This window comes from Janibacter cremeus (assembly GCF_013409205.1).
GTDB lineage: Bacteria > Actinomycetota > Actinomycetes > Actinomycetales > Dermatophilaceae > Janibacter > Janibacter cremeus.
On sequence record NZ_JACCAE010000001.1, the window covers coordinates 270,481 to 284,433 of the forward strand.

The window sequence follows — 13,953 nt, forward strand, 5'->3', positions numbered from 1 at the left end:
GCTCCCACCGCCCGGGGCGTCCACTCGGTAGTGTTGTGACGCAGCAGACGTGACGCCGGACGCGCGTAACACCGGTGAAACATCTGGGTCATGGTCGGGAAACCAGCCGTGGTTAGTGTCATGGCCGACACCAGTTGCGGCAGGTCACCGTGGGCTGCCGCCCCACCCAGGAGGAAAGTTTGTTCAGCTCCCCTGACGAGGTTCTTGACTTCATCAAGGCCGAGGACGTCAAGTTCATCGACATCCGATTCTGTGACCTGCCGGGCATCATGCAGCACTTCAACGTGCCCGCCGAGACCGTCGACGAGGACTTCTTCATCGAAGGCCAGATGTTCGACGGGTCCTCGATCCGCGGCTTCCAGGCCATCCACGAGTCCGACATGAAGCTCGTGCCGGACATCGGGACGGCCTTCGTCGACCCCTTCCGGGCGGAGAAGACGCTCGTCCTCAACTTCTCCATCGTCGATCCCTTCACCGGGGAGCAGTACAGCCGCGACCCGCGCAACGTCGCGGCGAAGGCGGAGGCGTACCTGAAGTCCACGGGCATCGCCGACACGGCCTTCTTCGGCGCCGAGGCGGAGTTCTACGTCTTCGACGACGTGCGCTTCGACACCCAGCCGCAGGGCAGCTACTACTTCCTCGACTCGATCGAGGCGGCGTGGAACACCGGCCGCAAGGAGGAGGGCGGCAACCAGGGCTACAAGACGGCCTTCAAGGGTGGGTACTTCCCCGTCCCGCCGGTCGACCACTTCGCCGACCTGCGCGACAAGATCTGCCTCAACCTCAAGGACGTCGGCCTGCAGGTCGAACGCAGCCACCACGAGGTCGGCACCGCCGGCCAGCAGGAGATCAACTACACGTTCAACACCCTGCAGCAGTCCGGCGACGACATCATGAAGTTCAAGTACGTCGTCAAGAGCACCGCGTGGGACGACGGTCGGACCGCAACCTTCATGCCCAAGCCGATCTACGGCGACAACGGCTCGGGCATGCACACCCACCAGAGCCTGTGGAAGGACGGCGAGCCGCTCTTCTACGACGAGAAGGGATACGGCGGCCTGTCCGACATCGCCCGTTGGTACATCGGTGGCCTGCTCAAGCACGCCCCCGCGCTGCTCGCCTTCACCAACCCGACGGCCAACAGCTACCGCCGGCTCGTGCCGGGCTACGAGGCCCCGATCAACCTCGTGTACTCGGCGCGCAACCGCTCCGCGTGCATCCGCATCCCGATCGCGGGCAACTCCCCCAAGGCCAAGCGCGTGGAGTTCCGCATCCCGGACCCCTCGAGCAACCCGTACCTGTGCTTCGCCGCACAGCTGATGGCCGGGCTCGACGGCATCAAGAACCGCATCGAGCCCCCGGAGCCGATCGACAAGGACCTCTACGAGCTGCCGCCGGACGAGCACGAGGCCATCGAGCAGGTCCCCACGACCCTGCCCGAGGTGCTCAAGGCGCTGGAGGCCGACCACGAGTTCCTGCTCGAGGGTGACGTCTTCACCGCCGACCTGATCGAGACCTGGATCGCGTGGAAGCGCGAGAACGAGGTCCTCCCGCTGCAGATCCGCCCCCACCCGCACGAGTTCGAGATGTACTTCGATATTTGATCCGCGTGTAGCGGAGGTCGGGCGTGCTGTGAGGGACGAGCAGTGCGCCCGGCCGGAGCGGAGCCCGGATCAAATGTCGAACAACAACGCAGTGACATCTGAGCCGAGCGGCACCTGGTCAACGGTGGCTGAGGAGGTCGCGCAGCGACCGTCTCGAAGCCACGAAGGGCGGGACTCCCAGAGGGGGCCCGCCCTTCGTCGTGCGTCGGCGTCAGATCACCGCAGGCAACCCACCCTCCCCGCAGCCGAGCAACCGGAGCGACCGGCGGGGTCAGACAGGCGGAAGGTTGCCGTCGAGAGCGCGGGTGACCTGGTGCAGGGTGTCACGAAGTCGCTCCTCCTCGGCAAGGTCCAGGCCCAGTTGTGGCGCGATCTGACACGGGATCGTCGAGGCACGATCACGCATCTGCACACCCGCGGTGGTCAACGAGACGAGGACGCGCCGCTCGTCGTCCGGGTCGCGATCGCGCTTCACGAGGTCAAGGCTCTCCAGTCGCTTCAGGAGCGGGGTCAGGGTGCTCGAACTGAGGTGCAGGCGAGCCCCGATCGACCCGACCGGCACGGCATCGGGCGCCTCCCACAGCACCAGCATCGTGATGTATTGCGGGTAGGTCAGACCCAGGTCGCTCAGCAACGGCCCGTACGCCCTGATCACCGCCCGGCTGGCGTCATACAGGGCGAAGCAGAGCTGGTGGTCAAGCTCGAGATCAAGGGCGGGAGTGGATCTCATGGAGACAGCGTACCGGTTTAAATCTTGGCGTATCTGATCGTGCACGATAGAGTCGAGATGTACTCGACGGAATCGTTGAGTTGACCAGACAGTGTTGAGGACCGAATCATTCGACGCCCCGCGCCCAGAGGCTGCGAGCGCAGCTGAACACCACGAGGGCGCACAAGCCCTCTCGCCGAGGGCGTGACTCCCTACGACGGCCGATCGACGGCTCGCCGCGGAGCCCTGGCATGAGGATCACACCCATGCCGTCCAAGGAAAGGCACCACACATGTCCGCATACATGACAGCAAACCCGACCACCGGTGAGACCGAGCGCAAGTTCGACGAGCTGACCGACGCCGAAGTCCCCCAGATCCTCGCCCGAGCGACCGACGCGTTCGCCTCGTGGCGGACCACCTCGGCCACCGAGCGCGCGCAGCTGCTGACCCGCGTCGCGGATGCCTACGACGCGCGTCGGGACGAGCTCGCCACCGTGATCTCCACCGAGATGGGCAAGCCCCTGGCCGAGGCGCAGGGCGAGGTAGACCTCGCCGGAGCGATCTACCGCTGGTACGCGGACAACGGCCCGGCCCTGCTCGCCGACGAGGTTCTCGATCCGCAGGGCTCCGAAGAGTCGCTCGTCGAGACCGCACCGATCGGCCCGCTCGTCGGGGTGATGCCGTGGAACTACCCGTACTACCAGGTTGCCCGGTTCGTGGGCCCGAACCTCATGGCCGGAAACACCATCGTCCTCAAGCACGCCCCGATCTGCGCGGCCTCTGCCGAGGTCATGGCTGAGATCGTCCACGAGGCCGGGGTCCCCCAGGACGCCTACATCAACGTCTTCGCGACCAACGACCAGATCGCGCAGATGATCGCCGACCCCCGGGTGCAGGGCATCTCCCTGACCGGAAGCGAGCGCGCGGGATCCTCCGTCGCCGAGACGGCCGGCAGGAACCTGAAGAAGGCCGTCCTCGAGCTGGGTGGTTCGGATGCGCTGATCGTGCTCGACGACGGCGATGTCCAGACCACCGCCAAGATCGCCGCGACCGCCCGACTGTCGAACACCGGGCAGGCATGCAACTCGCCCAAGCGCATGATCGTCCCGAATGATCACGTCGACGACTTCGTCTCCACGATCGTCGATGCGTTCGAGTCCGCGCACATCGGGGATCCCACCGACCCGGAGACGACGGTGGGACCGCTGTCCTCGGTCACGGCCCGCGACACCGTCGTGGAACAGGTCCAGCGCGCCGTCGAGCAGGGCGCGACACTGCACACCGGGGGCGACGCGATCGACGGCAACGGCGCCTTCATGCGCCCGGCGGTGCTGACCGGCGTCACCAAGGACATGGACGCCTACAGCGAGGAGATCTTCGGCCCCGTCGCCGTCGTCTACGGCGTCGACTCGCCCGATGAGGCGGTCACCCTCGCCAACGACGTCAGCTTCGGCCTGTCCGGTTCGGTGTGGGGCTCGGACATCTCCCGCGCCCAGCAGGTCGCCGACCAGCTCGAGGTCGGGATGGCCTACATCAACGAGCACGGCACGACCCTGCCCGGGTTGCCCTTCGGCGGGGTCAAGCGCTCCGGCTTCGGCCGCGAGCTCGGCCGCTGGGGCATGGGCGAGTTCGTCAACACCCGCCTGCGCCGCACCTCGAACGTCAAGAAGTAGAGGACGACCGCGAGCGAAGGGCGGGACTCCCCTCACGGGGGTCCCGCCCTTCGTCGTGCGTTGACATCTGATCACCGCTGGCTGAGGAAGTCCGCTCGTGGACCGACTCGGGGCCGGTCCACTACAGCATGTTGCGCGAGCGGTACAGGAACGCCGCCATCGCCTCGCGGGTGATCTTGCTCTTCGGGCGGAACGTCCCGTCGGCGTGGCCCGTGGTCAGGCCCTGATCCGCGATCCAGGCGATGTGGTCCTCGAACTGGGTCCCGGCGACGTCACTGAACTCGTAGGGGGCGGTGGCGTCGGGCACCCTCCCCTCGAGGAGGAACCTCGTCATGAAGGCCGCCATCGCCTCCCGGGTGATCCTCTTCGTGGGACCGAACGTGCCGTCGGCAAAGCCCGTGGTGATCCGCTCATCCTGCAGCCAGGCAATCTCCTTGGCGAACTTGCTCGACGAGTCGACATCCGTGAAGTCGGGCGCACTCTTCACGGCGGGCCTGCCCGCCGCCCGGTAGAGGAACGCCGCCATGGCCTCACGCGAGATGTTGTGCTTCGGGCCGAAGGTCCCGTCGGCGTACCCCGTCGTGATCCCCTCGCTCTTGAGCCAGGCGATGGCCCTGGTGAAGTCGGTCGTCGCCTGAGTCACATCCGGGAACGGCCCCGGCCCCTTGATCGGGGAGACCACGTACGAGCTCGACAGGCCGAGCCCACGTCGCATCTGCTCGCCCGTCATCGACGCCTGCTTGCCCTTGGCGGACGTGGCGACCACCTCAGCGACGCCACCACCGGTGGTACGGCGGGTGATCTCCACGGCCACGACGTCCGGCAGTCCGAATGCCGAAGCGACCTTCGCCTCCGGGACAGTCGTCCTCCACGACCTGCGCGGGTTCTCCGCTCGCAGCGAGTACGGGTCGTTGACCGAGCGCAGGTACGGCAGGGGCCGGCCACCGAACACGTCCTCGTTGGCCTGCGTCCGGCCGCCGCTGCTGGAGGAGTAGACAGCGTCGATCAGGTCACCCCGGTACCGCGGCACCATCCCCGTGGTGCTCGTACCGCCGGACCGCACCGCAGCCTTCCATCGGTCCCACCCGTACGCACCCGCGCCCGGGTACGTGCCGAACACCTGGTCGCTGGTGCTGTCGTGGACGTGGCACTCACAGGCGGAGCGGATGCCGCGGTTGACCTTGCGCAGCGCATACCCACGGGCTGCTGCCGCCTGCGCCTGCAGCGACGCCGCCGGCCACGACCACGGCATCTCAGCCACGTTGTCCAGGTACTGGTCGTGCAGGCGCACCTTCATCACCGCGTGCACCCCTCCACCGGAGGCGGGCACCACCCGCGCCGACCCCGACAGGTACTTCTTGCCGTCGATCGACAACAGCGTCTTCCCGTCATCGAAGGTCACCTCCGCCGATGAGGCGGTCGCATGCACGGTCTTCTTGCCGAGCGTGTGCGACACCTTCACCTTCGAGCCGGAACGCACCACCTTCACGCTCGACCTGTTCGACGCCTTCAGTGTCCTGCTACCCACCGTGACCGTGAACGCGCCGCCGCCGGAACGTTCCGCCGAGCTCCGCAGCGTCACCGACGAACGCGACGAGGCGACGTTGACGTGGACCATCTGGTCGTCGCGCACTCGGTCGACCGAGATGCCCCGGTAGTAGTACTTCAGGATCTGCGCGGCACTCTTGCCGTCATCCGCCATCGCCTTCGCGCCGTACTGCGACATCCCCACCCCGTGGCCGAAGCCCGAGCCGGAGAAGACCCAAGATGGCTCCGACGCGGTCGGGGCGGCGTGTGCCGGGAGCGACCCGCCACCGAGCACCATCCCCGACAGCAGCGCACCAACACCAGCAACACGCACGGACCGAACCACCACCACGACGGACCAACCTTCTCGCGCCACAAGCGCAGCAGGGGACAACAACGAGATGCCGCCACCGGCGGCTGCCGCAGGGAGACCACGACAACAGGTGCGGGCGCGACTGCGCCCTCCTCCCCGCACGGGGAATCATCCCCCAAGCCTCCCCGGACCGCTACCCCCCGACGAGACTCACGAAGAGTGCCCGCGAACCACCCTCGGTGCCTCACGAAGAAATGCCCGCGAAATCGGTGGATGCTGTTGGGGCATGGGAAGTGAGCTCTCGATGGCCTCTCGTGCGGACGTGACGAACAAGTACGCCAAGGCGTACGCGAAGGCGAGCAAGACCGATAAGGGCTTGATGCTCGATGAGGTCGTCTCGGTGACGGGCTGGTCGCGCGACAACGCTCGTCGACGTCTGGTGGCGGCGGCCACGACCCCGCCCGGGGCCGGTCACGCGGTGGCCAGGTCGGTACGCAAGCCGCGGGCGCCGAAGTTCTCCTACGACGCGCGCAAGGTGCTGCAGCGAGTGTGGGCCGCCTCGGGCGGGCAGTGCGGGAAGTACCTGGTGGTCTCGATGCGCGCGCATCTGGACGCGCTGGAGCGCCACGGTGAACTCGTCGAAGGAGTCGATCGCTACAGCGCCGCGGTGCGGGCTGAGTTGCTGAAGATCAGCGCCGCGTCGATCGATCGATACCTGGCCCCGATCAGGGCCAAGGACGCGGTCGGTGGGATATCGACGACCAAGCCCTCGCCGTTGCTGCGCTCATCGATCACGATCCGCAGGGCCGGGGATGAGGTCGAGGACGAGCCGGGGTTCTTCGAGGGCGACACCGTCGCGCACTGCGGCCCGACGCTGAAGGGCGAGTTCGCGCGCACGGTGAACCTGACCGACGTGCACACCGGGTGGGTATTCACCCGCACCATCCGCAACAACGCGCACACCCACATCCTGACCGCGTTGCAGGCTGCGGTGAATGAAATCCCTTGCGCCGTCACGGGATTGGACTTCGACAACGGCAGCGAGTTCCTCAACAAGCCCGTGATCACCTGGGCCGGCGACCTGGGGATCTACTTCACCCGCTCGCGTCCGTACAAGAAGAACGACCAGGCGACCATCGAGTCGAAGAACAACCATCTGGTGCGCAAGTACGCCTTCTACTATCGCTACGACACTCCCGAAGAGCGTGCCGTCCTGGCCCGGCTGTGGCCGCTGGTCAACGACCGCCTGAACTACCTGACCCCGACGAAGAAGCCGGTCGGGTACGGCACCGACCGCAACGGTCGGCGCACCCGCCTCTACGACAAGCCGCGCACGCCCTTCGACCGGCTCCTGGCGGCAGGCGTGCTGGCCCCCGCGCAGGAAGCCGAGCTGACTGCCTACCGCGACATCCTCAACCCCGCCGACCTGGCCCGGCGGATCGGCGACCTGCAAGACCGACTGGTCCTGCTGGCCAAGGACAAGACCGAACAGCTCTACCTCGCCAGCTTCCCCTCAGCCCTACCCGACGTCCGTCGAGGCATCCGCGTACAAGCCAGCTGACCCGGGCCCCTCCTTCGCGGGCATTCCTATCTGAGGCACGGGTCCACTTTCGCGGGCATCTTGACGTGAGGCACTACGCCCCCCAAGGCCCTTGATGCACATCCAGCCTGGTTCAGCAGGTGCGGCCAGACGCCGCCACCCTCAGCGGAAGGCTCCCACCCCGGTCAGCGCCTTGCCGATCGTCAGCTGGTGCACCTCCGAGGTGCCTTCGTAGGTCAGGACGGACTCGAGGTTGTTGGCGTGGCGCAGCACCGGGTACTCCAGGGTGATCCCGTTGGCGCCGAGCAGGGTTCGGCACTCGCGGGCGATGGCGATGGCCTCGCGCACGTTGTTGAGCTTGCCCAGGCTGACCTGCTCCGGCCGCAGCGTCCCGGCGTCCTTCAGGCGGCCGAGGTGGATCGCCAGGAGCATCGCCTTGCCGAGCTCGAGACTCATGTCCGCCAGCTTGGCCTGGGTGAGCTGGTACGCCGCCAGGGGCTTGTCGAAGATCTCGCGGTCGCCGACGTAGGACAGGGCCACCTCGAGGCAGTCACGGGCCGCGCCGACCGCGCCGAAGATGATCCCGAAGCGGGCCTCGTTGAGGCAGGACAGCGGGCCGGAGAGGCCGGCCGCCTCGGGCAGCATCGCCGAGGCGGGCAGGCGCACGTCGTCCAGCACGATCTCACCGGTGACCGAGGCGCGCAGGGAGAGCTTCTGGGCGATCTCGGGAGCGGAGAAACCGGGGGTGTCGGTGGGGACGAGGAACCCACGCACGCCGCGGGAGCCCTCCCCCTCGTCGGTGTTGGCCCAGACCACGGCGACGTCGGCGATCGGGGCGTTCGTGATCCACATCTTGGTGCCGTTGAGCACCCAGTCCTGCCCGTCCCGGCGGGCTCGGGTGCGCATCCCGCCCGGGTCGGAGCCGAAGTCCGGCTCGGTCAGCCCGAAGCACCCGATGGCCTCGCCCGCGGCCATCCGCGGCAGCCATTCCTGCTTCTGCTCTTCGCTGCCCCAGCGGTGGATCGCGAACATCGCCAGCGACCCCTGCACCGACACCAGGCTGCGCAGACCGGAGTCGGCCGCCTCCAGCTCCAGGCACGCCAGACCGTAGGCCGTGGCGCTCGTCCCGGCGCAGCCATATCCCTGAAGGTGCATCCCGAGCACGCCCAGGTCACCGAGCTCCTTGGCCAGCTCCCGTGCCGGCAGGTCTCCCGCCTCGTACCAGGCGGCGAGGTCGGGCCGGAGCCGGTCGGCGGCGAAACGGGCGACGGTCTGCTGCATGGCACGCTCCTCCTCGCCCAGGAGCGTGTCGATCCCGAACAGTGCAGTGGGAGTCTGGGTCGAGCTCATGAGGTTTCCTCCGAGGATGGGGCGAACAGCGTAAGGTTTCGACCTACGGTAACCTTATGCCGTTAGGTTCTGCAACGAAGGGATGGTCCGTGGCTCGCCCCACCACTGCGATCCTCAGCCGGGAGCGCATCCGCGATGCCGCGCTCCGGCTCATCGACGACGAGGGCCTGGCGGGGTTCTCCATGCGTGGCCTCGCCCGCGCGCTCGGTGTGCAGGCTCCCTCCCTCTACAGCCACTACGCCAACCGCGACGAGGTCCTCGACGCGGTCGCCAACCTGCTCACCCGGCAGGTCGACACGAGCGGCTTCGCCGATGGCCGGTGGCGAAGGGGGGTGGAGACCTGGGCGCGCTCCTACCGTGCCTCGCTGGCTGCCCACCCGAACGCCGTGCCGCTCGTCGCCTCGGGAGCGGGCCGACGCGAGGACTTCCTGGCCATGTCGGAGCAGGTGCACGCCGGCCTGCTGTCAGCCGGCTGGCCGGCCCGCCACGCGACCGAGATCGCCGGCGCGGTGAAGTACCTGGTCGTCGGGGCGGCGTCGACCCCCTTCGCCAGCGGCTTCGCCGACGACGCCCGGGTCTACCTCGAGCGCTATCCCGCACTGGCACAGGCGCACCGCCTGCCCGAGCTCGCCGAGGAGATCGACTCGGAGAGCTTCGAGCTCGGTCTGGCCTGCCTGCTGGACGGCCTGGCAGCCCGACACGCAGGCGTGCGGCACCTAGAGTGAGCCACGTGACGGGGCCACGATCGCGCGGGCGTCAGGGAACGACCTGTCCTCGCGTCCACGCCGGGCAGATCCCCCATGTCGACGGAGGTCGCACCCTTGTCTGACCAACACCCCGTCGATCAGGACCCCGCCCGTGGGCGCGTCGTGGGGGGCCGCTTCCCGCTGCTCGACCCCACGCAGCTCGACGCCGCGCAGCAGTCGCTCTACGACACCATCACCCGCCCTCCCCGCACGGACGGCCCCTTCCTCGTCGTCGACGACGACGGTCACCTGGCCGGCCCCTTCAACGCCATGCTCCATGCGCCCGCCATCGGCGAGGCACTGCAGTCCCTGGGCTCCTCGTTGCGGTTCGGGGGACACCTACCCGCACGTACGCGGGAGCTGGTGGTCTGCACCGTCGCGACCATCCTGTCCAGTGACTACGAGTGGTACGCACACAGCCGCGTGGCGCTCGAGGTCGGCGTGGACGAGGACGAGCTGGACGCACTCGCTCGCGGCGAGATCCGCCCTTCGCTCTCCTCGGCGGAGGCCGCCGCCCTCGATCTGGCCACGGCGTTGCTCGCCGGACGGGGTGTCGACGATGCGGTGCACGCGAGCGCTCATTCGCATCTCGGACATGCCGGGATCACCGAGCTGACGGTCCTCGTCGGCTACTACCAGACCCTGGCGGGCCTGCTCGCCGTGGGAGATGTCCCCGCACCATCGCGACCCCCTGACGCCACACCCGGTTGACCCGATCGAAGGAGGTCACCATGACCACCGGCGGGACGTGGATGTCCCTCGCCGCGGCGAGGTGCCGCTCCGCCTGCCGTCGGCCGTGCCACCGTCATTGACAGGGAGAGGACATGAGCCCCACCACCTACGCCGTCGTCGGCGGCGGGATCCTCGGGGTGGCCATCGCCCGGCGGATCCTGCAGCTGCAGCCGCACGCCGAGGTGACCGTGCTCGAGAAGGAGCCGCGCCTGGCCGCCCACCAGACGGGCCACAACAGCGGCGTGGTGCACGCCGGCCTGTACTACGTGCCGGGGTCGCTGAAGGCCCGGCTGTGCCGCCGCGGGGTCCACCTGCTGCAGGAGTTGTGTACCGAGCACGGGCTGGCCTACGACGAGTGCGGCAAGGTCCTGGTGGCACTCGACGAGGACGAGCGGACCCGGCTGTCCGACATCACCGAACGGGCGCGCGCCAACGGCGTGCCCGGTGTGCGCGAGATCGGCCCGGACGAGCTGCGCGAGATCGAACCGCACGTCACCGGCGTGGCGGCCCTGCACTCACCCCACACCGCGATCGTCGACTACGCGGCGGTCACCCGGGCGATGGCGCAGGAGGTCACCGCGGCGGGAGGGAGGATACGCACGTCCTTCGAGGTCACCGGTATCCGCCCCGACGGGGAGCGGACCGTGCTGACCGGGGCCGAGGGCCAGGCGGTGCGTGCCGAGCAGGTCGTGCTCTGCGCCGGTCTGCAGGCCGACCGGGTCGCCGCCCTGGCCGGGGACGAGGAGGACCCGCGCATCGTCCCCTTCCGCGGCGAGTACCACCTGCTGCGCCCCGAGCGTCGCGACCTGGTGCGTGGCCTGGTCTATCCCGTCCCCGATCCGCGCTACCCCTTCCTCGGGGTGCACCTGACGCCCCGCGTCGACGGGGAGGTGATGGTCGGCCCGAACGCCGTCCTCGCCCTGGCCCGCGAGGGGTACGGCTGGTCCCACGTCTCCGCGACCGACCTGCGGGACGTGATCGGGTGGCCGGGGTTCCGACGCTTCGCGGCCCGCCACTGGCGTACCGGGGTGAGCGAGATGCTCGGGTCCGTCAGCAGGGAACGCTTCGTCGGTGCGGCCCGCCGTTACGTGCCCGAGCTGACGAGCGACGACGTGGTCCCGGGGCCGCGCGGCGTGCGCGCCCAGGCCCTGGGCGTGGACGGCGCCCTCGTGGACGACTTCCGGATCACCCGTCACGGTCCGGTGCTGGCCCTGCGCAACGCACCCTCCCCCGCAGCCACGTCGTCCCTGGCGATCGCCGAGCACGTCGTGGACCTCCTGCGCGGTTGACGGCCAGCCGGGACGGGGGTCGACCCCGTCGGGGCGAAGGGGACCCCTTGGCGGCAACCCCCAATGGGAGCACAGTGGGTGGCATGAGCCATCGACGCATCCTCATCACCGGATCGACGGGCGGAGTGGGTTCGATCCTCACGCAGCGCCTGAAGGACGAGTACGACGTCACCGGCCACGACCGGACCACCCGACCGGACGCCGACCCGGTGGTCCTCGGCGCCGACCTCGCCGACTACGACGCCGTGCGCAGTCTCATGGACGGTATCGACACGGTCGTCCACCTCGCCGGTGCCGCCTCCCCCGAGTCACCGTGGGAGGCGGTGCTCGACGCGAACATCATCGGTACCCGCAACGTGCTGGAGGCAGCGCGTGACGCCGGCGTGCAGCGGGTGGTCTACGCCTCGTCCAACCACACGATGGGCATGTACGACCGCTACGAGCAGTGGCCGGTCTACCCGGACACTCCCCCGCGCCCGGACTCGTTCTACGGGGTGTCCAAGGTCTTCGGCGAGACGCTCGGGCGCTACTACCACGACGAGTACGGCTTGTCGGTCATCGCGTTGCGCATCGGTTGGGTGGCCCAAGACCCCACGATCACCGGCGTCGACGTGCTGCACGCGATGTGGCTCAGCGAGGCGGACACCGCCCAGGTCGTGCGGTGCGCCATCGAGGCGGACGTCGACTTCGGGATCTACTACGCGATCTCCGACAACCCCAACCGCCGCTGGAGCATGACCAACACCAACCTCGAGCTCGGCTACCGTCCGCGGGACTCGTGGGCCGACTTCGCCCCCGAGGGCGAGCCGGTCGTCACGGGTGGCGTGGACGTCCCGGACAGCTGGCCGAAGGGGTCGTGACCTACGGCGGGTGGCGTCGAGAACGCCCGCAGGAAGTGGTCCCGGACGATGTCCATCCGCCACTGCGGCGACTGCTCCTGCGGCACGAGCCCGGGGGTCCACAACCACCACGCCATCGCGTCCCGCACCGCCGGGTCCCCGGTGATCAGCGACACCGGGACGTCGTGGCCGGCCTCCTCGCCGGCGACGTGGCCCCACGGCTGGTGGTCCCCCACGAGCAGCACGACGAGATCGGGGTCCGGGTGCTCGACGACGAAGGAGATCACCGACTCCAGCGAGTACCCGATCGACGCGGCGTAGCGCGAGCGCACGTCGTCATCACCCTCGTCGGCGCAGCCGGGCATGCACGCGTACACCGACCCGTCGCCGACGCCCTCCCACGGCACCTGGGGCGGTGGTTGCGGCCACGGGTTGTGGCTGGTGACGAGGTCGATCTCCGCCATGACGGGCCCATCGCCCTGCGAGAGCACCTCCCGCTGGAACCACGACAGCGTGTACTGGTCGGGCACGCCACCCCACCCCAGCGGTGGCCCCCGGTAGTCCAGGTCGTCGGCGGCGTACAGCTCGTCGAACCCGTAGAACGCCTGCCCCTGCGGCCACTGCTCCTGCACCGCCGGCTGCACGAAGCTCGTGCGCCACCCTGCGTCGTCGAACGCCCGGGTCAAGGTCAGCCGGTCCGAGGAGAGCAGCTGATCGTGGCGGCGGTCGCTGTCCACCCACAGCCCCGACTGCAGGCTCGCGTGCGCCAGCCACGACCCCGCGCCGAAGGTCGGCGACGTCAGCCAGGCGCTGCGCGCCGTGAACCCCACCTCGCCCAAGGACTGCTCGCCGGCGGTCAGGACGGGGGTGACCCCCTTCGCCAGCTCCGGGTCTCTCAGCGCCGCCCGGCCGTAGCTCTCGACGAAGACGACGAGGACGTCCTTGCCCGCCAGTCCCCGCAGCGACCCGGCTCGCGCCGCGACGGGGTCGGTGGCGATGGCTTCGGCGAAGACCCCCTCGTCGCGGTAGTCGTTCACGCCGTCGGCGACGTGGTCGTGGACGAGCTGCGCCGTGGCTCGGGAGGTCACCGGCTCGCCGGCCACCTGCGCACCCGTGGCCGCGAGCGTGCCGCCGGCGAGTGTCCCGACGAGCAGCACCACGACGGCCCGGGTGCGGTGGACGGTCACCAGGCGCGCCAGCCGCGCCATCGCGAGCACCAGCAGGGCCGCCAGGAGCAGCGTCGCCACGACCGACGCGACGACGGCGAGCACCGCCCAGCCCGGCCCGGCCCACCCGGAGAGCACCTCATACCCCCGGACGAGGTTGGTCAGGTCGTAGTAGACGTGGAACCGGCGGTCCGCCACGACGGAGAAGCCGATGTCCAGTGCCTTGAGGACCACGACGAGCGCGAGCAGTGCCCCCAAGGTCATCGCCACCGCCGGCCGGGCCACCCGCGGCACGACGATCAGCACCGCGAGCCCCACCAGGAGCGTCAACGGCAGGCTCACCAGCGAGACCCACGTCAGCTGCGCCACCGACGACGGCAGCACCAGCGCACCCCACACGAGGGCAGCGGCGAGCACGCTCCAGCCCGCGGCCGCGAGCCGACCTGCTCTGTCCCGAACCATG

11 protein-coding genes are annotated in these 13,953 nt (G+C 69.2%); 7 read left to right on the forward strand and 4 right to left on the reverse strand.

Annotation, left to right across the window (positions count from 1 at the left end; translation table 11 throughout):
* Window positions 1-179: 179 nt before the first annotated feature.
* Window positions 180-1,604, forward strand: coding sequence for a type I glutamate--ammonia ligase (gene glnA, locus BJY20_RS01305; RefSeq protein ID WP_185989866.1), 1,425 nt, complete (start codon window positions 180-182; stop codon window positions 1,602-1,604).
* Between the two features lie 271 nt (window positions 1,605-1,875).
* On the opposite strand, the gene BJY20_RS01310 is transcribed toward glnA, so the two are convergent.
* Entirely contained in the window at window positions 1,876-2,334 is a 459-nt protein-coding gene (locus tag BJY20_RS01310) for a MarR family winged helix-turn-helix transcriptional regulator (protein WP_185989867.1), read from the reverse strand.
* Between the two features lie 271 nt (window positions 2,335-2,605).
* On the opposite strand from BJY20_RS01310, the gene BJY20_RS01315 reads away from it, so the two are divergent.
* Window positions 2,606-3,988 carry an NAD-dependent succinate-semialdehyde dehydrogenase gene (locus BJY20_RS01315; protein WP_185989868.1) on the forward strand — a complete coding sequence of 461 codons (1,383 nt, stop codon included), beginning with the start codon at window positions 2,606-2,608 and terminating at the stop codon, window positions 3,986-3,988.
* A 121-nt stretch (window positions 3,989-4,109) separates the two neighbouring features.
* Here BJY20_RS01315 and BJY20_RS15770 read toward each other — a convergent pair whose 3' ends face one another.
* Window positions 4,110-5,864, reverse strand: coding sequence for a SpoIID/LytB domain-containing protein (locus BJY20_RS15770; RefSeq protein ID WP_185989869.1), 1,755 nt, complete (start codon window positions 5,862-5,864; stop codon window positions 4,110-4,112).
* 268 nt (window positions 5,865-6,132) lie between these two features.
* On the opposite strand from BJY20_RS15770, the gene BJY20_RS15775 reads away from it, so the two are divergent.
* Window positions 6,133-7,389, forward strand: coding sequence for an integrase catalytic domain-containing protein (locus tag BJY20_RS15775; protein WP_185989870.1), 1,257 nt, complete (start codon window positions 6,133-6,135; stop codon window positions 7,387-7,389).
* A gap of 141 nt (window positions 7,390-7,530) precedes the next feature.
* Here BJY20_RS15775 and BJY20_RS01330 read toward each other — a convergent pair whose 3' ends face one another.
* Window positions 7,531-8,718, reverse strand: coding sequence for an acyl-CoA dehydrogenase family protein (locus tag BJY20_RS01330; RefSeq protein ID WP_185989871.1), 1,188 nt, complete (start codon window positions 8,716-8,718; stop codon window positions 7,531-7,533).
* An 89-nt stretch (window positions 8,719-8,807) separates the two neighbouring features.
* Between BJY20_RS01330 and BJY20_RS01335 the strand changes: the two genes are divergently transcribed.
* The 4 genes from BJY20_RS01335 (at window position 8,808) to BJY20_RS01350 (ending at window position 12,345) form a co-directional block, all read left to right on the forward strand.
* A complete protein-coding gene (locus BJY20_RS01335; protein ID WP_185989872.1) occupies window positions 8,808-9,443 on the forward strand; it encodes a TetR/AcrR family transcriptional regulator C-terminal domain-containing protein in 636 nt (211 codons plus the stop codon).
* Between the two features lie 96 nt (window positions 9,444-9,539).
* Window positions 9,540-10,175 (forward strand): carboxymuconolactone decarboxylase family protein, encoded by a 636-nt coding sequence (locus tag BJY20_RS01340; RefSeq protein ID WP_246297080.1) that lies wholly within the window; start codon window positions 9,540-9,542, stop codon window positions 10,173-10,175.
* A gap of 113 nt (window positions 10,176-10,288) precedes the next feature.
* A complete protein-coding gene (gene lhgO, locus BJY20_RS01345; protein WP_185989874.1) occupies window positions 10,289-11,485 on the forward strand; it encodes an L-2-hydroxyglutarate oxidase in 1,197 nt (398 codons plus the stop codon).
* Between the two features lie 83 nt (window positions 11,486-11,568).
* Window positions 11,569-12,345: an NAD-dependent epimerase/dehydratase family protein gene (locus BJY20_RS01350; protein ID WP_185989875.1), complete on the forward strand. Its 777-nt coding sequence runs from the start codon at window positions 11,569-11,571 to the stop codon at window positions 12,343-12,345.
* Here BJY20_RS01350 and BJY20_RS01355 read toward each other — a convergent pair.
* On the reverse strand, window positions 12,246-13,952 hold the full coding sequence (locus BJY20_RS01355) for an LTA synthase family protein (RefSeq protein WP_185989876.1): 1,707 nt from the start codon (window positions 13,950-13,952) through the stop codon (window positions 12,246-12,248). The two genes, BJY20_RS01350 and BJY20_RS01355, sit on opposite strands and share 100 nt — an antisense overlap.
* Between the last annotated feature and the right edge of the window lies 1 nt (window position 13,953).